We start from the raw sequence: 19,669 nt of genomic DNA on the forward strand, positions 1-19,669 counted from the left end.
GCACGCAATGGAGCTTCTGTGTCCCGGCGGAAGGCATGCTTGTCTTCGACCGTTCGGCGGGGGAGGCGGCGGGGGAGGCGGAGCACCGAAATTGTACTCGAGCGTACCCATCAGCGAGTGGCTGGTGAACGAATCTTCCAGCGCGTTGCCACCCAGGTCGACCAGTTCGACGCTGTCAGCGTTGAAGTAACGATAGCGCAGGCCGACATCGACATTGTCGGTCAGCGGAGCGCGAACACCAGCAAGAACCTGCCAGGCAAGCCCGCTGTCCGAATCGTCGATCGACGAAGCGAAGTTCGAATAGGGGGCGACCTCATAGCTCGTGCGCGCTACGCCGACACCGCCACCAACATAGCCCTGAAGGCCATCATCGGGGCCGAAATCTAGCAGGCCGTTCAGCATGAAGGAAAGCGCGCTGACATCACCGCCAGCCGAATAGGAGCCTGAAGGCGCAACAAAACCGGCACCATAAGGCAGACCGGGAGTGCCAACCAGGATGCTATCGATATCTGCCTGGCGATAGCTGACTTCGGCTTCCAGACGGAAAGCACCGAAATCGTAACCGACATAGCCACCGCCATCGAAACCATATTCATGGTTGATGGTGTGTGCGTCCGGACCGCCGTTGATTTCGAATTCTGTATCTTCGACGAGCATCGCACCGAATTCGGCGCCGATGTACCAGCTGTCGTCCTTTGCCAGGGCTGGCGATGCAAGGGCCGTAGAGGCCATCGCCATTCCTATGACGAATTTCCGCATTATAGTTTCCCCTTTTTGCGAATTGGAGCCACCGAGTGCATCATATCTAACTTTCAACCCTTGAGGTGGCAAGCAAACAATGGGCGGGAACTGTTGCAATAATGCCGCTTTTCCCGCGCCTTGAGAATGAGTTCCGTGCTTCGGACCCCTTCCGTATCTGGCGAACGGTACGAAGCGTATCGGGTTCCCGTCAAATTCGCGGAATTATCGCAAGTGTTGCAAGCAGGTCGACGATCGCCCCGATTGCCGTACGCGCTTCGCTGTCGATTACCGAACCACCGACCGGCGGCACCGGCTGAACGGGCCGGTTCCATCCGTCGAGAAAGGCCAGGCGTTCCCCCGCCGAACGGTCGAAGACAAGCATGCCTTCCGCCGGGACACAGAAGCTCCATTGCGTGCCGTCCCAGCTCGCCAGATGGTCTCCGCGATTCTCCCATTCGCCCGAGGCAGGTGCAGCGACGATCCAGCACTCCCCTATCGCAGGGGAGGCGGGCGGCGTGCTGGCTTGTCCCTCCACCACCGGGTGGAGGAGCGCGTCGATCCGCGCCAGCGCTTCGTTCACGAAGAATTCCTTCTGCGCCTGTCCTGCAGGCATGGCTGTGCTGGGGGCCGCGCAGCACTTCGGGCTCGTTCGCCGAATAGAGCCAGGCACTCGCCCCGTTTTCCCAGGTCAGCTTGCGCAGGCTCGGCTCGAACACCGGGGCCAGCGCACCGGGGGCGGCGGCCAGCACGCCGCTATCGCCTTCGACCATGACGTTGCGAACTTCGGTCAGGCTGGCGCCGACCAAAGCGATGCGGGCGGCCGGATCGTTGCGGGCGACGTCGCGCACCCATTCGGCGCCTGCCCGGGTCTTGCCGAAGCCGCGCCCGGCGCAGATCAGCCATGTCCGCCATAGCTGCTCGGGCGGAAGCTGGGCATCGCGTGCCCAGCCTTCCCAGTAATAGCTTCCCAGCGCCGCAAGCTCGTGGGCCGTGAGCAGGCGGCCCAGTTCCGCGCGATCGGCCTCGGCTTCCGGACTGTCGCGCCGCAGCCAGTTCCCGCGCGAGGGAATGGATTTAGCCTTCGCCATCGCGTGCGGCCTTCCGGCGAGATTTGCGGATCGTCCGGTCGTTGGCACGGGCGCGTTCGCGCAGGGCATCGATCTTGGCGTTGATCGATGCGATGGTCGTCACCTCGTCGGCCAGCGCGCGGCGGCCCTTTTCGCGGGCCACGTTTTCGCGGTGCGCGACAAGGCAGCGCAGGGCGGTCGCCGTGTCGAATTTGCGCGCGCTTGCAGGGGTGATTTCGCCTGCCCCCTGAGCGCGCAGGTGTTCGAGCATCTCCATTTCCAGATTGTCGTATCCTTCGGCGAGGGCCGCATACCAGGCACGCGCGAAGTCCGGGTCGTCGCGGCGCAGGCGGTAGACCGCGCGCGGTGCGATCCCCGCCGCATCGGCCGCGGCGCGGACATTGGAGCTCTCGGCCAGCGTTTCGAGGAAGCGTTCGATCTTCTTTGCGCCGATGCGGCGGGTGCCGCCCGGACCGGCTGCCCCGTCGCCGATGGGTATCCCGCGTGCCTCGTCCCATTCGCGGGCGAATTGCGGATCGATCCTGCGGCGGTGATAGGCGGTCGACAGGGCCACATTGGCTGCGCGGGCGGCGGCGCGCACCTTCGGCTCGCCCCGCAGGGCGGCGAGGAAAGGGGCCATCCATTCGGGTTCGCGAGGTGTCCCGGTCGCTGGTTTGCTCGGCACGTCGATCCCTTCCGCATTTGCACTGGGCACGAAACGACGAAGGGCGGCCCCGCAAGGACCGCCCGCCAGGCCCGATCATGGTCCGGGCCGTTCGAATCGCACTTTTCCGATGTTCCCTTTTGCTAGCCAAATAGCGTCACGATGTCAAGAAAAAAGAACCAAATAGGTTAGTTCGAAAGCGTTGCCAACAAGGATCGCCTCGCTTAATCCCGCACGTCTCACCGGGACGCGAGGAATCACCCCCACAATGATCATGAAACCGCTGCGCGGGCTGTACGACTGGACGATGGACAAGGCCTCGCATCCGCATGCGGTGGGCTGGCTGGCCTTTTTCTGCTTCGTCGAATCCTCGTTCTTCCCGATTCCGCCGCACCCGCTGCTCGGCCTGATGTGCCTTGCCGAACCGAAGAAGGCGGTGAAGTTCGCGCTGATCGCCACGCTGGCCTCGGTGGCAGGCGCGCTGCTCGGCTATGCGATCGGCTGGGGGCTCTACGACAGCGTCGGGGTATGGCTCATCGGCGCGCTGGGCCTGACCGAGGCCTTCCCCGTCGCGGCCTGCCATCTGCGCGAATACGATTTCGAGGCGATCCTGATCGCGGGCGCCACGCCGGTGCCGTTCAAGCTGCTGACGATCACCGCCGGCTTCGTCGGCATGAACCTCGTCACCTTCGTGCTGTCCAGCCTGTTCGCCCGCGCGCTGATCTTCATGACCGTGGGGATACTGTTCCGCGTGTTCGGCGCGCCGATCAAACGGGTGATCGACAAATATCTCGGCACGGTGACGACCCTGTTCGTGATTCTCGTGGTGGGCGGGGTGGTGATCCTCACCCAACTCGGCGGAAGCGAGGATGGCGATACCGGCCCCTGCGCCGCCCCGCCGCCGATCGAAGCGCGCTAAGGCGCGCGCGCCCGCTTCAGATAATCCCGACTTCCTTCCCGGCCTGCTCGAAGATCGAGAGGATTTCGCCGACCTCCTCTTCGCTATGTTCCGCGCAGAGCGAGCAGCGCAGCAACGTCATATTGGCCGGAGTTGCCGGTGGGCGGGCCAGATTGACGTACAACCCACCCTTGATCAGCGCTTCCCACATGGCCGCGCCCTTTTCGAGATCGGGCATGATCACCGCGATGATCGCGCTTTGCGGTTCATCCGTGCCGAGGGTGAAGCCCAGGTCCTTCAGGCCCTTGTGCAGATTCCGCGAATTCTCCCACAAATGCGCGCGCTTGTTCGACCCGTGCATCAGCTTGCGAATGCTGGTTTCGGCGGTCGCGACCACGGAGGGCGGAAGCGAGGCGGTGAATACATAGGGGCGGCATACCAGCCGCATGATTTCGAACTTGGGGTGGTTCGAAACGCAGAAGCCGCCGACCGTCCCGACGCTTTTGGAAAAGGTGCCGATAATGAAATCGACATCGTCCATGACGCCTGCGGTTTCCACCACGCCGCGCCCGTTCTCGCCGATGAAGCCCATCGAATGCGCTTCGTCGACCAGCACCATCGCGCCGTACTTCTTGGCGATGGCAACCATTTCCTTGAGCGGCGCGACATCGCCCAGCATCGAATAGACGCCTTCGAGCACGACCAGCTTGCCCGCGCCTTCGGGAATGCGCCTGAGGCGCTTTTCCATCGCCTCGATATCGTTGTGCTTGAACGGCACGACCTCGGCATTGCCCATGGCGCAGCCGTCCCAGATGCTGGCATGGCTGTCGATGTCGAGGATGACGTAATCGCCCTTGCCGGCGATGGTCGAGATGATCCCCAGATTGGCCTGATAGCCGGTGGAAAAGACCATCGCATGGTCCATGCCGTAGAAGTCCATGAGCGCCTGCTCGACTTCCTTGTGGCCCTGATAGGTGCCATTCAGGACACGGCTGCCGGTGGTGCCCGATCCGAAATCGGCCAAGGCCTGTTTGCCCGCCTCGACCACGTCGGGGTCGAAGGTCATGCCCATGTAGTTATAGGTGCCGAGCAGGATCGTGTCGCGCCCGTTGCAGATCGCACGGGTGGGCGAGAGGACCTTTTCCATCACCAGATTGAAGGGGTCTTCCTGCCCGCTGGCGAGCAGCCCTTCGCGCAAGGCGATGACGTCGTCGAACTTCGAGAACAGATCGCTGCCTTCGCCTTCGATGGTCTCCGGCTGGTCCGGTTGGATGATGCCCTCGCTCATCAGTTGGCCTGGAGCTTGGTTACGGCATCCACGAGCTGGCCGTAATTCTCGATCTCGGCCTGCTGGTTCATCGAGATAATGATGTCGAATTCGTCTTCGATCTCGGCAACGAAATCCATGACGGTTAGGCTGTCGAATTCCAGATCGTTGGCGAAGGTCGTTTCTTCAGTAATGGTCACACCCTTCTTGTTGAAGGGGGCCGCCAGTTCGCGGATTTTTGCGTCGACTTGGGCTCGGTCCATCGCGGGGCTATCCAATCCTTATTTGGCGCAGGCCCACCAGGGGCACGGTGCACATTTTGCTGCCGGGGCAAAGCGGCTTGTGGTGGCGTTTGTCAAGCGCAGCAGGCAGTGACGCCCCTGCCGCAAGCGGGCAACCCTCTGTTCGAGCGAGAGAAAACGGATACGTGATTTTGCCTCTGCGAAGCTGGCCCGTCTGCCGCGCTGGATGTCTTCGCTTTCGAGATGACCGCCCGCTAATCAGGCACGAGGGCGCGAACTGCCGCCATGAAAGGCCCGATGGAAACGGGCTTGGCCAGATAGTCGGCCGCGCCCGCATCGCGGATCCGCTCTTCGTCGCCCTTGCCGGCATAGGCGGTAACCGCCAGCACTGGAACATCGGCCAATGCACTGTCGGCCTTGAGCTGGGCGATCAGATCGATCCCGCTGATATTGGGCAACTGGATATCCATGATAACCAGATCGGGCGCGAATCGCTTCGCCGTGGCAAGCACGTTCTGCCCGTCGGCCACGGGCACCACTTCATGGCCATTGGCCTTCAACACGTCGCAGAACAGCTTACGGTTGAGATCGTTGTCCTCGACAACGAGGATTCTCTTTGCCACTTGGCGGCTCCTTCGCGTGTTTCGAAGGGGCCATATGAAAAAGCGGGAGCGCTGACAATTATTCGCGAACCATCCGGGCAGGAAACGAGGACCGCCGAGGTGCTGGCGCTCGAAGCACTCGGCTGGGCGCTGGCCGACGAGAGGCGGGCCGAGCGGCTGCTCTCGCTCACCGGCCTCACTCCCGAACGGCTGAGGAACGGGTTGAGCGATCGCGGCGTTCAGGCCGCGGTTCTCGAATTTCTCGCCAATCACGAACCCGACCTGGTCCTGGCCGCCGATGCGCTGGATGCCACACCGGGGGCACTGGTCGCAGCTGCGCAGGAGCTTGCTACATGAAACGGCCGCTGATCATTTCCGATTGCGACGAAGTGCTGCTGCACATGGTCTCGCCCTTCCGCGACTGGCTGGCCGAGACGCAGGGGGTGGAGTTCCGTATGGAGGGCAATGATTTCTCCAGGGCGCTACGCTGGCAGGATAGCGGGGAAGTTCTCGCGCCCGAGGAAATCTGGTCAAAGCTGGGCGGCTTCTTCGACACCGAAATGCACCGCCAGACCCCCATATCGGGCGCGATCGAGGGAATGGCCGCGCTGCGCGAACACGCCGATGTCGTGATCCTCACCAATCTCGTCGACAAACGGCAGGAGATGCGCCGCGCGCAATTGCTCGATCACGGGCTCGATGCGCGGGTCTTCACCAATCAGGGACCCAAGGGACCTGCACTTCAGGCGATCCTGGAGGAATACGAACCGTCGAAGGCCATCTTCATCGACGATCTGGCGCAACATCACCGCTCTGCGCGCGAGACCGTCGGCACCATCACCACGCTCCACCTCTGCGGCGAACCTTTGCTCGCCCCGCATATCGATTGCGCGCACACATCGGGTCATGCCGATGCACGGATCGATCGCTGGGACGAAGCGCTGCCGTGGCTGCTGGGCGAAATCGAGAAGGAAACCGCATGAGCATTCACGACCGTCTTCGTGCCCATGGCATCACGCTGCCCCCGGCGGCTGCGCCAGTTGCCAGCTATCAGCCTGTGATGGTCGATGGCCACACCGCCTATGTTTCGGGCCAGCTACCCTTCATCGACGGCAAGCTGGTGACCGGCAAGCTGGGCGAGGACATCGCGCTCGACCGGGGTATCGCCGCCGCGCGGGCCTGCGGTTTGATGATCCTGTCCCAGCTCGAAGCGGCAGGGCTGATCGAACGCGTGGCGCATATGGTCAAGCTGGGCGGCTTCGTCGCGTCGATCCCCGATTTCTTCGACCAGCCCAAGGTCATAAATGGCGCCTCGGACCTCATGGTCGAGGTGTTCGGCGATCCGGGAAAACATGCCCGCAGCGCGGTGGGCGTGTCGGTCCTCCCGCTCAATGCCGCGGTCGAGGTCGATGCGATCGTTGCTCTCAAGGCTTGATCGCTTTGTCGTACCGTCGCCTGATCCTGCGCGGGTCGGGTGGCTGCGCGAATGGACCTTTGCCCATCGCGGCCTGCATAACGAGCTTGCTCCGGAAAACTCGCTTGCGGCCTTCGCCGGCGCACTCGAACGCGGGATGGGCGTGGAATGCGATATCCAGCGCAGCCGCGACCATGCGGCGATGCTCATGCACGACTGGGAGCTGGAGCGGCTTACCGGCGTGACCGGTCCGACCGCGTGTTATTCGGCCGAAGAGCTGGCGCGGATCGCCTATCTCGACAGCGAACACATGCTGGCGCGGCTCGACGATTTGCTGGAACTGGTGGATGGCAAGGTGCCCATCCTCGTGGAAATAAAATCGCGTCGTCGCTACGATGTCGAGGAGAGCTGCGTCGCCGTGCGCGATGCGCTGGCCGGATATGAAGGGCGCCATGCTGTGATGAGTTTCGACCCGCGTGTCTCGCGCTGGTTTCGCAGGCATTCGCCGCACACAGTGCAGGGCCTGGTCATGCGCGAGGACCATTTCGGTATGACGCAGAAGGCCTGGCAGCGGCATGTGGCGTTGTGGTTCGCACGGCCTGAATTCATCGCCTATCACGTCGCGGCTTTGCCCAATCCGATGGTTTCTTCGCTACGCGCTGGCGGTATGCCGGTGCTCACCTGGACGGTGGATACGCCGGACTTGCGCGACCATGCGCGGGTCCATGCCGATGCGCCGATTGCCGAAGGGGCGGGGCTGGCATGAGCGACGGCGGCCTTGCCGCGCGCGTCGGCGGGTCGGTCGGCGCCTTCGACCGCGGCGAATGGAACGCGCTGGCGGGCACGGACAATCCCTTCGTCAGCCACGAATTCCTGACTGCGCTGGAAGATTCCGGCAGCGTCGGACCCGGGACCGGCTGGCAGCCGACCCCGCTGGTCATCGGCGAAGAGGGCGGGCCTTTGCTTGCCGCCATGCCAGCCTATCTCAAGGGGCACAGCCAGGGCGAATATGTTTTCGACCATGGCTGGGCCGATGCGTATGAGCGGGCCGGGGGCCACTATTACCCCAAGCTGCAGATCGCGGTGCCTTTCACGCCCGCCACCGGGCCGCGCCTGCTATTGTCTGACCAGGCCTATGCCGCGCCGTTGCTGGCGGCGGCGGAGCAATTGTGCCTGCAAAACGGCTTTTCCTCCGCGCATGCGACCTTCATCGAACCGGGCCAGCAAGCGCTGTTCGAACAGGCCGGGTGGATGCTGCGCAGCGACATCCAGTTCCACTGGCACAATCGTGGCTTTGCAACCTTCGACGATTTCCTCGCCACGCTGGCTTCGCGCAAACGCAAGGATCTGCGCAAGGAGCGCGCCGCCGCGCAGGCCGGTGTCGAGATACGCCGTTTTCGCGGCGACGGCATTCGCCCGGAGCATTGGGATGCCTTCTGGCAGTTCTACCAGGATACCGGCGCGCGCAAATGGGGCACGCCCTACCTGACGCGCGAGGCCTTCGACCTGCTGGGCGAGCGGATGGGAGAGGCATTGCTGCTGGTGCTGGGATTGCAGGAGGGAGAGCCGATTGCAGGCGCACTCAATTTCATCGGCGGCGATGCGCTTTACGGGCGCTATTGGGGGTGCACGCGCGACGTGCGCTTCCTGCATTTCGAGCTATGCTACTATCAGGCGATCGACGCGGCGATCGAACTGGGCCTGGCGCGGGTGGAGGCCGGGGCGCAGGGCGGGCACAAGCTGGCGCGCGGATATGAGCCTGTGGAAACGGTTTCGGCGCATTGGGTCGCCAATGTCGGCTTCCGTGAGGCAGTTGCCGATTTTCTCGACCGCGAGCGGGGCGGAGTGGCCGCGGATCGCAACTACCTCGCGACGCGCGGGCCGTTCAGAAAGGACTAGGCGATTTTGCGGGCGCCCTCGAGCAACCATTCGCGGGCGCGGCGCTGGGCTTCGGCTATTTCCCGCGCGGTCATTTCATCCGAAACGTCGGCGCGGCACCAGCTTGCTTCTTCATGCCCTTTCGACGCGGCGATGTTGAACCATTTATGCGCTTCGATGAGGTCGCAGACCGCGCCATGGCTTCCGGTCGAAAATGCGACGCCCAAGTCGTAGAGCGCGTCGATACTGCCCAGTTCGTATGCGGCGAGACATTCGGCGACCAGCGCCCCGGCTTCCTCGCTCTGGATGATCGTGCCGTTGCCCCCTTCGATACCGGTAAGCTGCATCGTCATTCCCCTGAAGGACCGGCATCCATCGCCGGACGTTCAAGAAGTTCACAAAGTATGGTCAATAAAAGGTTAATACACGCTCCGCTTTCTTAATCGGCGAGCGAATAACCGCATATCGGCCACGGGTGGCGGGCATTTACGCGGCTTGCCGGATTGACGCTTGTGCCGTGGGTGGCGCTTGCCTATAGGCTCGCGCCGAGCGGGTCATACGGGGCACCGGGAAAATCCGGGCTTGCGGGACGGCGGTGGTCCGATGTCTCAATTCGACCAGAATGAGAGGGTCCTCAATGGCCTCTGTGGCAAACGAAAAGCAAAGACTAGCCAAGGCGCGCGCCGCAATCGGCGACGACTACGTTCCCGACGAAAACGAAGAATATATGAACGAACGGCAGCAGGAATACTTTCGTATCCTCCTGCTCGACTGGAAAAAATCGATTCATGACGCCGCCGGGCAGACGTTGCAGTCGCTTCAGGACGGTCCGATCCGCGAACCCGATCTGAACGACCGCGCATCCTCGGAAACCGATTGGGGGATCGAACTGCGCACGCGCGACCGCCAGCGCAAGCTGATTTCCAAGATCGACGCGGCGCTGCGGCGCATCGACGAGGGCGAATATGGCTGGTGCGAGGTGACGGGTGATCCGATCGGCCTCAGGCGGCTTATTGCCCGCCCGGTCGCGACGATGACCGTCGAGGCGCAAGAAGCCCACGAACGGCGGGAAAAGATCTCGCGCGACGATTGAACGCGCGATAACGGATTTTTTAGGTCTGTCGCTTAACGTAGCCTGGCGCCGGGACTCGCCCGGAGCCGGGCCTGTACGGAATACGTCAAGGATACGATGAACGCCATGTCTTCGGTCGAGACGCGCAATGTCGCTCGCGACAGCCTGTTTCTCTTCGCCGAGCTGACCTTCGAGGGTCGGCCGGAGACGGTCCGGGTCAAGGTTCGCAATCTTTCTGCGGGCGGATTGATGGCCGAGTGTGCCGGTATCGCCGTATCGCGTGGAGACCGGCTGAAGATCAACCTGCGCAATGTCGGTATGGTGAAAGGCAATGTCGCCTGGGTACAGGATGCGCGCTTCGGCGTGTCGTTCGAAAGCGACATCGATCCCAAGGTGGTCCGTGCACCCGTCGGAGCCACGCGCGAAGCGCAAACCGCCGTGCCGGGTGTCGGTGTGGCTTCCGCCTTCTCTCCCGAAGAACGACGCCTTCGCAATCTTTGAACTGTAAGGCTGACGCCCGTCCCACAGGCTGCTAACCGGCAGTCATGCGCCCTTGGTTCCTCGCCTTCCTGTCCGCCTGTCTGGCCGCCTGCGGTACAGGCGCGGACGATGGCATAACCGATGTGGCTTTCATTGCCGAGCCCGAAGATCTGCAAACCGAGGGTGTGCGGCTGAGCAATGCGGGCCAACACCTGCGCGCGGCGCTTTCTCCCGGTCTGGTGCGGATCGACCCGCGCGGGGCAGTGGTTCCCGGCGTCGCCGAGCGGTGGATCGTGACCGATGATGGATCGAGTTATATCTTCCGCATCAACGAATTCGATCTCAGCGATGGTACGCGGCTGACGGCGCAAGTGGTCCGCGACGCCCTTCAGCGTCGGTTGCGGCAGCTCGATGGGACGACGCTCGGCTTCGATCTGGCCAAGATCCGGGACATTCGCGCGATGACTGGTCGTGTCATCGAAATCCGTCTTACCAGCCCGATGCCCGATTTTCTCCAGCTCTTGGCTCAGCCCGAACTCGGCATTGGTTTCGGCGACGGGGAGCCTGCCCTGATGACGCTTGCTGGGGCCGGAGATGTGCTGACGCTAAGGCCGCTGCCGCCGGAACGGCGCGGATTGCCGGAACAGCCCGGATGGGAAGATATCGTGCGCGAAGTTCGGGTGCGTGCCACCGATGCGGAGCAGGCCACCGAGGGCTTCTCACAGGGCGATTTCGACCTGGTTCTAGGCGGGCGGCTGGCCGATCTCCCGCTGGCCAATACCGGCCCCCTGTCGCGCGGAAATGTCCGGCTGGACGCAGCTATCGGCCTTCTCGGTCTCGATGTCCGCAATCCTCGGGGCTTTCTAGCCGCGAGCGCCCATCGCGAGGCTCTTGCCATGGCCATCGACCGGGCCGATCTCATGGCGCCGTTCAATATCGGCGGCTGGCTTGCGTCGACCCGGATCGTTCCCGTTGCCTTGTCGGGTGCGCAGGAACCGCCCGAAGAGCGATGGGCTGCGCTTTCGCTGGAACAGCGCCGCAGCGAGGCGCGCCAGCGGGTTGCGCGGTGGCGCTCCCAAAGCGGGAAGGAAGCGGAGGTCGCCATTCATCTGCCGCCGGGGCCCGGCTCGGACCTGCTGTTCGAGGGGCTGGCTGACGACTTTGCTGCCATCGGGGTGTCTGCCACGCGCGTCGAAGCGCTCTCGGCAGCCGATCTTGCCCTGCGCGACCGCGTGGCGCGCTATGCCTCGCCGCGCTGGTTCCTCAACCAGTTCAATTGCGGGATTCGGCAGGCGCAGTGCAGCGAAGATGCGGACTACCTCGTCTCGCTCGCACTCGATGCCCGCGACGGGACCGAGGAGGCTTCCTATCTCCACGAAGCGGAGAACACGCTTCTGGCAACGAATCTTTACATCCCGCTGGGTGCGCCGATCCGCTGGTCGCTGGTACGAGCGGATATCGACGCCTTCAGCGAAAACCCGTGGAACATCCATCCCTTGTTCCCGCTCTCCCGCGCCCCCATCTAGCGGAGATGGAAGACCCGAATCGTCCGCGACCCATGGGGATCGACCTGCCTACCGGCACCGATCCGGTTTCGATCCGCAAACGGATCGAGGCGATGGAACACCTGCTCGAACGCAGCATGGTGGTGCCGGGCACGAATTATCCGATCGGTCTCGACACGATCATCGGGTTCGTACCCGTGGTCGGCGATATCGTGACGGCAGTCATGGGCGCATATATCGTCTGGGAAGCCAGGAACCTCGGCCTGCCGCGATGGAAGTTGTGGCGGATGATTGGCAATATCGCGATCGACAGCGCGGTGGGCGCGGTGCCGGTGGTCGGCGATGCGTTCGACGTGGTCTATCGCTCGAATACCAAGAACCTGCGGATCGTGAAGAAGCACCTCGACAAACATCACCCGCAAACACGCGTGATCGAGGGCTAGGCCAGAGAACTAGTTTCATCGGCGACCAATGCGCGCTAGGGCTGTGTGCATGACATCCGATGTAACCTATTCCAGCTATCTCGACCTTGACCGTATCCTTTCGGCGCAGCACCCCGCGTCTGACGCGCATGACGAGATGCTGTTCATCATCGTCCACCAGGCGAGCGAACTGTGGCTCAAACTGTGTCTGCACGAGCTGATCGAGGCGCGCGAATCCATCCGGCAGGACCGGCTGCGGCCTTCGTTCAAGATGCTCGCCCGCGTGGCGCGCGCGCAGGGGCAGTTGATCCAGAGCTGGGACGTGCTGAGCACGATGACCCCGCACGACTATTCGACCATCCGCCCGCATCTGGGCGGATCGAGCGGGTTCCAGAGCGCGCAGTACCGGATGATGGAATTCCTCCTCGGCGGGCGCAATCCCGACATGATCACCATGCACGAGGCGACGCCCGAAGTGGCCGAAGCCTTGCGCGAAGAGCTGGCAAAAAAATCGATCTATGCCGAGGCTGTCGCGCTGCTCGCACGGCGCGGTTTGGCCATTCCGCAAGAGATACTCGAGCGCCCGGTCGGTGAGCCATGGGCCCACGCCGCCGAGGTCGAGGCAGCCTGGGCCGAGGTCTATCGTGACCCGAAGACATATTGGGACCTTTACGAACTGGCCGAAAAGCTGGTCGATCTCGAATACCACTTCCAGCGCTGGCGTTTCGGGCATCTTAAAACGGTCGAGCGGATCATCGGCTTCAAAAAGGGCACGGGCGGGACGCCTGGTGTGCCCTATCTCGCGGGCGTATTGAAAGCGGCGTTCTTTCCCGAATTGCTGAGCGTGAGGACCGCCCTATGAGGACCGCGCTGTGAGTTCCTGGCGGTCCAAGCGGCGCATCTGGGATATTTCGCAGACGTTGCGGCCGGGACTGCCGGTCTGGCCGGGCGATACCGAATTCGCGTTCGAACGGACGTGGACGATGGAAGACGGCTCGCCGGTCAATGTCGGACGAATGACGCTGTCGACCCATTCGGGCACGCATGGCGATGCGCCGCTCCACTATTCGGCAACCGCGCCCGATATCGCCAGCATCGAACTCGATCCCTATATCGGCGAGTGCCTGGTGATCGATGCTACCGGCGTGAGCGGCGGCGCGATTTCGGTCGGCGATCTGCCGCATATCGAAAGCGCCGACCGGGTGCTGTTCCGCACCTTCGAGCACTTCCCGCATGATGCATGGGACAGCAGCTTCACCGCGATCGACGCGGAAGTCGTCGATTGGCTCGCGCTGCAGGGTGTGAAGCTGGTCGGCACCGACGCGCCCAGCATCGATCCGCAGGAGAGCAAGACGATGGATGCCCATAAATCCGTGCTCAAGCACGATATGCGTATTCTCGAAGGGCTCCTACTCGATGGCGTGCCCGAGGGGCGCTACGAGCTGATCGCGCTGCCGCTGAAAATTGCGGGCGGCGATGCCGGCCTCACCCGCGCGATCCTGCGAGAGCTCCCCGATGCTTGAGCGCGCAAGATGTCTCGACGCGGGCGATCCGTTGAAGGAATTTCGGGAGCGCTTCGATGTACCGGACGGGGTGATTTACCTCGATGGCAATTCCCTGGGTTGCTTGCCCAGTGCGACACCCGCCCGGCTGGAGCAGGTGGTTCGCGAAGAGTGGGGGCGGGACCTCATCCGTAGCTGGAACTCGGCGGGCTGGATCGATCTTTCAAGCAAGATCGGCACCAAGATCGCACCGCTGATTGGGGCGCGGGCAGAGGAAGTCATCGCCTGCGACTCCACCAGCATCAACCTGTTCAAGCTGATCTCAGCCGCGCTCGCCATGCGTCCCGGGAGAAAGGTCGTGCTCAGCGAACCGGGCAACTTCCCGACCGATCTCTATATGATCGAAGGGCTGGAACGGCAGGGCCTCGCCGAGCGACGATTGGCTCCGCGCGAAGCGCTGGTGAACGCGCTCGACGGGGATGTCGCCCTCCTGCTTCTCACCCACACGCACTACAAGACGGGCGAGCTGTTCGACATGGCTGCCCTGACGCACGCCGCGCATGAAGCGGGCGCGCTGGTGCTGTGGGACTTGTCGCATTCAGGCGGCGCCTTGCCGGTCGATCTGAACGGCTGCGAAGCGGACTTCGCGGTCGGCTGCGGGTACAAATATTTCAATGGCGGCCCTGGCGCGCCGGCCTATGCCTTCGTCGCCGAAAGGCACCTGAAGGCCGCGCGGCAACCGCTGACCGGCTGGATGGGCCATGCCGCCCCTTTCGCCTTCAGCGACGATTACGAGGCGGCGCCCGGCGTGGAAAAACTGCTTTGCGGCACGCCTCCGATCCTCGGCCTCGCCGCCCTGGAAGTCGGCGTGGATCTTGTCGCGGAAATCGGCGTGGACCGGCTTTACGAGAAATCGCAGGCCCTGTCCGAGTTCTTTCGCCAGTGTTTGTCGGAACGTGGAGTCGGTCTCGATCTCGTCAGCCCGACCGATCCCGATGCGCGCGGCAGCCAGCTCTCCTTCCGCCACGAGGAGGCCTACGCCATCTGCCAGGCGCTGATCGCGCGCGGCGTCATCGGCGATTTCCGCGATCCCGATATCCTGCGCTTCGGCTTCGCCTCCGCCTATTTGTGCTTCGAGGACATGGCCGAGGCCGCAAGGCACCTCGCCGAAGTGCTGGAAACCGGAGAGTGGCAGCGCGAGGAATTCCGCGAACGCGCAGCGGTTACCTGACCTCGCCTCGTTATCGCGAGGGAAGGAGCTGAAAGCTGAGTCGCGCTCGAAGAAGGCTGTCCAGATGGAAGCTTCCGACCCCGATCGGCGGCCGTTTCCCTCGGATTAAAGGTTTAGGCTATGGATTGCCGCGCCGCCCTTGGCGGCTCGTAATGACGAAGGTGTTTGTGCTCCCTCACGCCTCCAATTCGATGTCCCAATAGAGCCAATCCCGCCAGGTTTCGTGAAGGTAGTTCGGCGGGAACTGCTTGCCGTGCTGTTGCAACTGCCAATGCGTCGGGCGGATCGGCTTGGTGTAGAGCTGCATCCCGGCCTGCTTGGGCGTGCGGCCGCCCTTCTTCATGTTGCAGGGCGCGCAGGCCGTGGCGATGTTTTCCCATGTGGTCTTGCCGCCAAGGCGCCGCGGGACGACATGATCGAAGGTAAGGTTATGCATGTCGCCGCAGAACTGGCAACTGAAGCGGTCGCGCAGGAACACGTTGAAGCGCGTGAAGGCGGGAAACTCGCTCGGTTTCACATATTGCTTGAGCGCGATCACGCTGGGGATCTTCATATCGAGCGAGGGGGAATGCACCTCGCGGTCATAGGTCGAAATCACGTCGACCCGGTCGAGGAAGATGGCCTTGATCGCGGTTTGCCAGGGCCACAGGCTCAGCGGGTAATAGGATAGGGGCGTGTAATCGGCATTGAGGACGAGTGAGGGGCACGACTGCAGATTGCGCGTCGGATCTTCCTCGGTACTTCGGAACCTAACGGCCCGGTCCAGCAATTCGGCCTTGAACACCTGTGCGTCCCTCCCGATAGCTTCGAGAATGCATTTGCAAGGTAAAGCGTCAAGACTGTTACAGACAGGCTATCCACAGCCTTTCCACCGACTTGCCGCCTTTCCCAGCAAGCGGAGCGCGGATGCGGCGGCTGGATCGTGGTGATTACGCGGTTCGCGCCCAGCCCCAATGGCCCGCTGCATCTCGGCCATGCCTATTCGGCGATCGTCGCGCATGATCTGGCGCGCGAAGCGGGCGGTCGGTTCCTGCTGCGGATCGAGGATATCGACGGACCGCGATCACGCCCAGAGCTTGCCGACGAGTTTCGCCGCGATCTCGAATGGCTGGGGCTCGAATGGGAAGAGGTTCCCGCGCAATCGACCCGGCTGGCAACTTACGACAGGGCCGCAAACGAATTGCTCCGGCGCGGCTATCTCTACCCCTGCACCTGTACCCGGGCGGAAATCGAGGCGCTGGAGCCGCGACTGGGCTCGCAGGGGGCGATCTATCCCGGCATCTGCAAGGGGCGCCTGCTCGATCCCGCCAAACCTGCCGCACTGCGGCTCGATGTCGATCGCGCCTTGGCAGAGGCAGGGGAGCTGGTTTGGGTAGATGAGCTCGCGGGGCCACAGATTGCCGATCCGCGCGAGGCGGGCGATGTGGTGATCGTGCGCAAGGATGCGCCGGCGAGCTATCATCTCGCCGCGACGCTCGACGATGCAGCTGACGGGGTGACGCTGGTGACGCGCGGGGCCGATCTGTTTCCTGCAACGCATGTCCACCGGCTGCTGCAGGCGCTGCTCGGCCTGCCGGTGCCGCGCTGGCATCACCATGGGCTGCTGCTCGATCGGAGCGGGCAAAAGCTCGCTAAGCGCCGCGGATCGGGTGCTTCGGGCTCCGGGCTGGCAGACAGGCGACAGGGCGGGCAGGATGGGCTGTTGCTTGCCGAGCAACTGCGCTTGCACAGATTTCCGGCTGGTATTTCGCTGCTGAGCGCCTAAACCTGTGGGGCTATGACTACATTCCTCACCATCCTTCTCGTCATTATGATGGTCCTCGTGGTGGCTTCGCTAATCCGTGGGATCGTCGCTTTCATGAAGAGCACCAAGATCGATCTGGAAAGCGGGGAGCAGACTGACGCGACCGATATGCAGCTGGCGCAGAACAGGATGATGTTCGCGCGCATCAAATATCAGGCGCTTGCCGTGGTGGTGGTCGCGGTGATCCTCGCCATTGCGAACTGATCCCTAACGCGGCGTGGTCAAGCTCAACAGGATCTATACCCGTACCGGCGACGATGGCACCACCGGCCTGGTCGACGGGTCGCGTCTGCCCAAGCACGATGCCCGGATGGAAGCGATCGGCGCGGTGGACGAAGCCAATTCGGCGGTAGGGCTGGCGGCGGTCGCATGGGCACAGAGCGCGTTTGCCGAGCCGCTTTATCGCATCCAGAACGATTTGTTCGACCTTGGTGCCGACCTTGCGACACCGGCTGCCGAAGACGACGACTTCGCGCCCTCGGAGATGGTTCTCCGGGTTGTTTCCGCGCAGGTCGAATGGCTGGAAAAAGCCATCGACGCGGCCAATGCGCGGCTCGAGCCCCTGACCAGCTTCGTCCTTCCCGGCGGGAGCGAAGTCGCGGCGCGCCTCCACCTTGCTCGCGCCGCGACTCGCCGCGCCGAACGCGCGATGACGGCAATGGCCTCGCATGTGCGAGCCAATCCGCAGGCGCTCGCCTATATCAATCGTCTGTCGGACTATCTCTTCGTGCTGGCCCGCGTGGCCAATGACGATGGGCGCGCCGACGTGAAGTGGATCCCTGGCGCCAACCGGTAGTCGGCCTGCGGGCCATTCAGGCCTGCTCGGTCATACCGGCCTCGATCCGGGGTGACGATCGCAATAGAGGCGCGGGATGCGCTGGTCGGCCATGCCAGCCGGAAAGGCGCTGGTATTGTCGCAATGCGCCCGTTAGACCGCGCACTTTGCTGCACATGCGAAGGGAATTCTCGATGAACAAGACGGTCGCCATTATCGGTGCGGGGCAGATGGGTTCCGGCATTGCGCAAACCGTGGCCGCGCACGGCATGGATGTGCTGCTGGCCGACATAAGCCTCGATGTCGCCGAGAAGGCGCATGCGGGCATCGACAAGGCGCTCGGCAAGCTGGTGGGCAAGGGCAAGATCGAGATTGCCGATGCCGAAGCGACGCTGAAGCGCATCAGGCCAGTGGCCGATTATGCACCGATGACGGATGCCAGCCTGATCGTCGAGGCGGCGACCGAAAGGGAAGAGGTCAAGAAGACAATCTTCGAAAAGGCTGGCGAATTCCTCGCCCCCGATGCGATCATGGCCTCCAATACCAGCTCGATCCCGATTACCCGCATGGCCAATTACTCGCCCGATCCGGCGCGTTTCATCGGTTTGCACTTCTTCAACCCGGTCCCGATCATGGGACTGATCGAGGTCATCCCCGGCCTTGCCACGGCGCAGACGACAACCGACAAGACCGTGGCCTTTGCGGAAGGGCTGGGCAAGGAGGTGGTGCTGAGCCAGGACGAGCCGGGCTTCGTCGTCAACCGCATCCTGCTGCCGATGATCAACGAAGCGGTCTTCGTGCTCGGCCAGTCGACCGCCGGGATCGAGGATATCGACAAGGGCTGCCGCCTCGGCCTCAATCATCCGATGGGGCCATTGCAGCTTGCCGACTTCGTCGGGCTCGACACCTGTCTCGACATCATCATGGTGCTCTACAACACCACGGGCGACAGCAAATACCGGCCCGCGCCGCTGCTGGTGAAATATGTCGAAGCAGGCTGGCTCGGCCGCAAGACCGGCCGCGGGTTCTACGATTATTCGGGCGAAGTGCCTGTTCCGACGCGTTAGTTTGCTCGCCTGACGGCTCGGCTGTTCCATCCCGCTCCCCCTCCCGACCACCCAATCAGGATGATGCTATGGGTGGTCGGGAGGGGGAGCGGGATGGAACAGCAAGGTCGGGACGGACGTCCCGACCGCACCTATAAAAAGCTCCGGATTGGGGCGAGGGCTGGCACCGAAGGGCCGGACGAGCGACCAGCCCGCACCCCACAAATATCGGAACCCCAGGCCCCGGCTCCCCGTTTCTCCTCCAAAGGAGATATTCGATGAGTACCACCAAGTCCGAAAGCCAGGAAAAGCGTCAGTCGGGCCTCGCCCCCGAAACGCATAATGACGAGCAGGACGATCACCGTAGACAGGCGCAGGAAGTCGCCGAGCAGGCGCGGGAAGTGACGTCCGAGACAGGCTCGCCGACCGAGAGCATCAAGAGCGACAAATCGTCGGGTCTGATGGGCGACTCCACGCAGGATACGGTCGATCACATGCGCGATATGGAAAGCTCGGGCCGGATCGACATGGATGCCTATACCGGCGAGCCCAACCACGACGACAATGTCGACAAATACGGCAAGGCGCGCAAACCCGACGGATTGCGCGGCGACGGTAGCTGATTATTCGATCGAGCCGTCGTTCAGGATCCACAGGCCGGCGGTAAGCACCGCCGCGCCCGCAGCGATGGCATAGGCCATGACGCGGAAATTGGGTCGCGGGATCGCCTCGAACTGATGCGGATCGAGCCGTTCCAGTGTGCGGCAGGCGCGGCGTTCCGCAGTGACGGCCAGCCAACCGCCGCCAACGATGAAAACCGTTGCAATCGCCTTGGCCAGCCATGGCGGCTCGAACTCGCCGAACACCGCGCGAAAACCCAAGCCGATACCGATCGCGGCGAAGGCCGTCCGCATCCACCCGGCGAAGGTACGTTCCATCGCCATGATGTTGCGATCTTCGGCAAGGTCGGTGCGAAATTCCGCCCATTGCGTCGATTTATCGGGTTTGTCCGGGGGATCGTCCTGCGCCATGACGTGTCAATGGGCGAGAGGCCGCGCC

The 19,669-nt window shown here is 63.1% G+C and carries 27 protein-coding genes and 1 pseudogene; 18 read left to right on the top strand and 10 right to left on the bottom strand.

What is annotated here, in order from left to right; genetic code table 11:
• The 4 genes and pseudogenes from MUY37_RS12700 to MUY37_RS12715 form a co-directional block, all read right to left on the bottom strand.
• A partial coding sequence (locus tag MUY37_RS12700; protein ID WP_499195733.1) for an outer membrane protein occupies positions 1–732 on the bottom strand: 732 nt, incomplete at its 3' end.
• 217 nt (positions 733–949) lie between these two features.
• Entirely contained in the window at positions 950–1,321 is a 372-nt protein-coding gene (locus tag MUY37_RS12705; protein WP_499195734.1) for a DUF2793 domain-containing protein, read from the bottom strand.
• A gap of 94 nt (positions 1,322–1,415) precedes the next feature.
• Positions 1,416–1,898 (bottom strand): annotated as a pseudogene (locus MUY37_RS12710) (terminase large subunit domain-containing protein); the annotation flags it as partial.
• Positions 1,816–2,493 carry a hypothetical protein gene (locus MUY37_RS12715; RefSeq protein ID WP_499195735.1) on the bottom strand — a complete coding sequence of 226 codons (678 nt, stop codon included), beginning with the start codon at positions 2,491–2,493 and terminating at the stop codon, positions 1,816–1,818. The pseudogene MUY37_RS12710 and the gene MUY37_RS12715, both read right to left, overlap by 83 nt.
• Positions 2,494–2,740: 247 nt before the next feature.
• Here MUY37_RS12715 and MUY37_RS12720 point away from each other — a divergent pair, with 247 nt between their 5' ends.
• A complete protein-coding gene (locus MUY37_RS12720; RefSeq protein WP_499195736.1) occupies positions 2,741–3,391 on the top strand; it encodes a YqaA family protein in 651 nt (216 codons plus the stop codon).
• Between the two features lie 16 nt (positions 3,392–3,407).
• On the opposite strand, the gene spt is transcribed toward MUY37_RS12720, so the two are convergent.
• From spt to MUY37_RS12735, 3 genes are all read right to left on the bottom strand, one after another.
• Positions 3,408–4,658 carry a serine palmitoyltransferase gene (gene spt, locus MUY37_RS12725; protein WP_499195737.1) on the bottom strand — a complete coding sequence of 417 codons (1,251 nt, stop codon included), beginning with the start codon at positions 4,656–4,658 and terminating at the stop codon, positions 3,408–3,410.
• Positions 4,658–4,900: an acyl carrier protein gene (locus MUY37_RS12730; protein WP_499195738.1), complete on the bottom strand. Its 243-nt coding sequence runs from the start codon at positions 4,898–4,900 to the stop codon at positions 4,658–4,660. The genes spt and MUY37_RS12730 overlap by 1 nt, the downstream gene beginning before the upstream one ends.
• Positions 4,901–5,133: 233 nt before the next feature.
• Positions 5,134–5,502, bottom strand: a complete 369-nt coding sequence (locus MUY37_RS12735; protein WP_236925562.1) for a response regulator — start codon at positions 5,500–5,502, stop codon at positions 5,134–5,136.
• A 99-nt stretch (positions 5,503–5,601) separates the two neighbouring features.
• Here MUY37_RS12735 and MUY37_RS12740 point away from each other — a divergent pair, with 99 nt between their 5' ends.
• Genes MUY37_RS12740 through MUY37_RS12760 form a run of 5 tightly spaced genes read left to right on the top strand, consistent with a single transcriptional unit; the run spans position 5,602 to position 8,794 of the window.
• Positions 5,602–5,838 (top strand): DUF3572 family protein, encoded by a 237-nt coding sequence (locus tag MUY37_RS12740; protein ID WP_499195739.1) that lies wholly within the window; start codon positions 5,602–5,604, stop codon positions 5,836–5,838.
• Positions 5,835–6,464 carry an HAD family hydrolase gene (locus MUY37_RS12745; RefSeq protein WP_499195740.1) on the top strand — a complete coding sequence of 210 codons (630 nt, stop codon included), beginning with the start codon at positions 5,835–5,837 and terminating at the stop codon, positions 6,462–6,464. The genes MUY37_RS12740 and MUY37_RS12745 overlap by 4 nt, the downstream gene beginning before the upstream one ends.
• On the top strand, positions 6,461–6,916 hold the full coding sequence (locus MUY37_RS12750; protein WP_499195741.1) for a RidA family protein: 456 nt from the start codon (positions 6,461–6,463) through the stop codon (positions 6,914–6,916). Before MUY37_RS12745 ends, MUY37_RS12750 begins: the two co-directional genes overlap by 4 nt.
• Complete coding sequence (locus MUY37_RS12755; protein ID WP_499195742.1) at positions 6,891–7,661, top strand: glycerophosphodiester phosphodiesterase family protein; 771 nt, start codon at positions 6,891–6,893, stop codon at positions 7,659–7,661. Before MUY37_RS12750 ends, MUY37_RS12755 begins: the two co-directional genes overlap by 26 nt.
• On the top strand, positions 7,658–8,794 hold the full coding sequence (locus tag MUY37_RS12760) for a GNAT family N-acetyltransferase (RefSeq protein ID WP_499195743.1): 1,137 nt from the start codon (positions 7,658–7,660) through the stop codon (positions 8,792–8,794). The genes MUY37_RS12755 and MUY37_RS12760 overlap by 4 nt, the downstream gene beginning before the upstream one ends.
• Here MUY37_RS12760 and MUY37_RS12765 read toward each other — a convergent pair.
• Entirely contained in the window at positions 8,791–9,120 is a 330-nt protein-coding gene (locus MUY37_RS12765) for an SEL1-like repeat protein (protein WP_499195744.1), read from the bottom strand. The genes MUY37_RS12760 and MUY37_RS12765 overlap by 4 nt on opposite strands.
• Positions 9,121–9,410: 290 nt before the next feature.
• Between MUY37_RS12765 and dksA the strand changes: the two genes are divergently transcribed.
• The 7 genes from dksA (at position 9,411) to kynU (ending at position 14,985) form a co-directional block, all read left to right on the top strand.
• Positions 9,411–9,866, top strand: a complete 456-nt coding sequence (gene dksA, locus MUY37_RS12770; protein WP_115415716.1) for an RNA polymerase-binding protein DksA — start codon at positions 9,411–9,413, stop codon at positions 9,864–9,866.
• A 96-nt stretch (positions 9,867–9,962) separates the two neighbouring features.
• Positions 9,963–10,346, top strand: coding sequence for a PilZ domain-containing protein (locus MUY37_RS12775; RefSeq protein WP_499195745.1), 384 nt, complete (start codon positions 9,963–9,965; stop codon positions 10,344–10,346).
• Between the two features lie 44 nt (positions 10,347–10,390).
• A complete protein-coding gene (locus MUY37_RS12780) occupies positions 10,391–11,851 on the top strand; it encodes an ABC transporter substrate-binding protein (RefSeq protein ID WP_499195746.1) in 1,461 nt (486 codons plus the stop codon).
• A gap of 5 nt (positions 11,852–11,856) precedes the next feature.
• Positions 11,857–12,273, top strand: coding sequence for a DUF4112 domain-containing protein (locus MUY37_RS12785; protein WP_499195747.1), 417 nt, complete (start codon positions 11,857–11,859; stop codon positions 12,271–12,273).
• A 49-nt stretch (positions 12,274–12,322) separates the two neighbouring features.
• Positions 12,323–13,114 (top strand): tryptophan 2,3-dioxygenase, encoded by a 792-nt coding sequence (locus MUY37_RS12790; RefSeq protein ID WP_499195748.1) that lies wholly within the window; start codon positions 12,323–12,325, stop codon positions 13,112–13,114.
• 10 nt (positions 13,115–13,124) lie between these two features.
• Complete coding sequence (gene kynB / locus MUY37_RS12795) at positions 13,125–13,775, top strand: arylformamidase (RefSeq protein WP_499195749.1); 651 nt, start codon at positions 13,125–13,127, stop codon at positions 13,773–13,775.
• On the top strand, positions 13,768–14,985 hold the full coding sequence (gene kynU / locus MUY37_RS12800) for a kynureninase (RefSeq protein WP_499195750.1): 1,218 nt from the start codon (positions 13,768–13,770) through the stop codon (positions 14,983–14,985). The genes kynB and kynU overlap by 8 nt, the downstream gene beginning before the upstream one ends.
• A 175-nt stretch (positions 14,986–15,160) precedes the next feature.
• On the opposite strand, the gene MUY37_RS12805 is transcribed toward kynU, so the two are convergent.
• On the bottom strand, positions 15,161–15,769 hold the full coding sequence (locus MUY37_RS12805) for an HNH endonuclease (protein WP_499195751.1): 609 nt from the start codon (positions 15,767–15,769) through the stop codon (positions 15,161–15,163).
• A gap of 138 nt (positions 15,770–15,907) precedes the next feature.
• Between MUY37_RS12805 and gluQRS the strand changes: the two genes are divergently transcribed.
• From gluQRS to MUY37_RS12830, 5 genes are all read left to right on the top strand, one after another.
• Positions 15,908–16,750, top strand: a complete 843-nt coding sequence (gene gluQRS / locus MUY37_RS12810) for a tRNA glutamyl-Q(34) synthetase GluQRS (RefSeq protein WP_499195752.1) — start codon at positions 15,908–15,910, stop codon at positions 16,748–16,750.
• Positions 16,751–16,762: 12 nt separating this feature from the next.
• Positions 16,763–16,993, top strand: a complete 231-nt coding sequence (locus MUY37_RS12815; RefSeq protein ID WP_499195753.1) for a hypothetical protein — start codon at positions 16,763–16,765, stop codon at positions 16,991–16,993.
• A 13-nt stretch (positions 16,994–17,006) separates the two neighbouring features.
• Complete coding sequence (locus MUY37_RS12820) at positions 17,007–17,585, top strand: cob(I)yrinic acid a,c-diamide adenosyltransferase (RefSeq protein ID WP_499195754.1); 579 nt, start codon at positions 17,007–17,009, stop codon at positions 17,583–17,585.
• A 173-nt stretch (positions 17,586–17,758) separates the two neighbouring features.
• Positions 17,759–18,631: a 3-hydroxyacyl-CoA dehydrogenase NAD-binding domain-containing protein gene (locus MUY37_RS12825; protein WP_499195755.1), complete on the top strand. Its 873-nt coding sequence runs from the start codon at positions 17,759–17,761 to the stop codon at positions 18,629–18,631.
• A gap of 257 nt (positions 18,632–18,888) precedes the next feature.
• Positions 18,889–19,233, top strand: coding sequence for a hypothetical protein (locus tag MUY37_RS12830; RefSeq protein WP_499195756.1), 345 nt, complete (start codon positions 18,889–18,891; stop codon positions 19,231–19,233).
• On the opposite strand, the gene MUY37_RS12835 is transcribed toward MUY37_RS12830, so the two are convergent.
• On the bottom strand, positions 19,234–19,641 hold the full coding sequence (locus tag MUY37_RS12835) for a YidH family protein (protein WP_499195757.1): 408 nt from the start codon (positions 19,639–19,641) through the stop codon (positions 19,234–19,236).
• Positions 19,642–19,669 lie beyond the last annotated feature (28 nt).

It is taken from the genome of Qipengyuania sp. ABI-127-1, assembly GCA_022953095.1.
Classification (GTDB): domain Bacteria; phylum Pseudomonadota; class Alphaproteobacteria; order Sphingomonadales; family Sphingomonadaceae; genus Qipengyuania.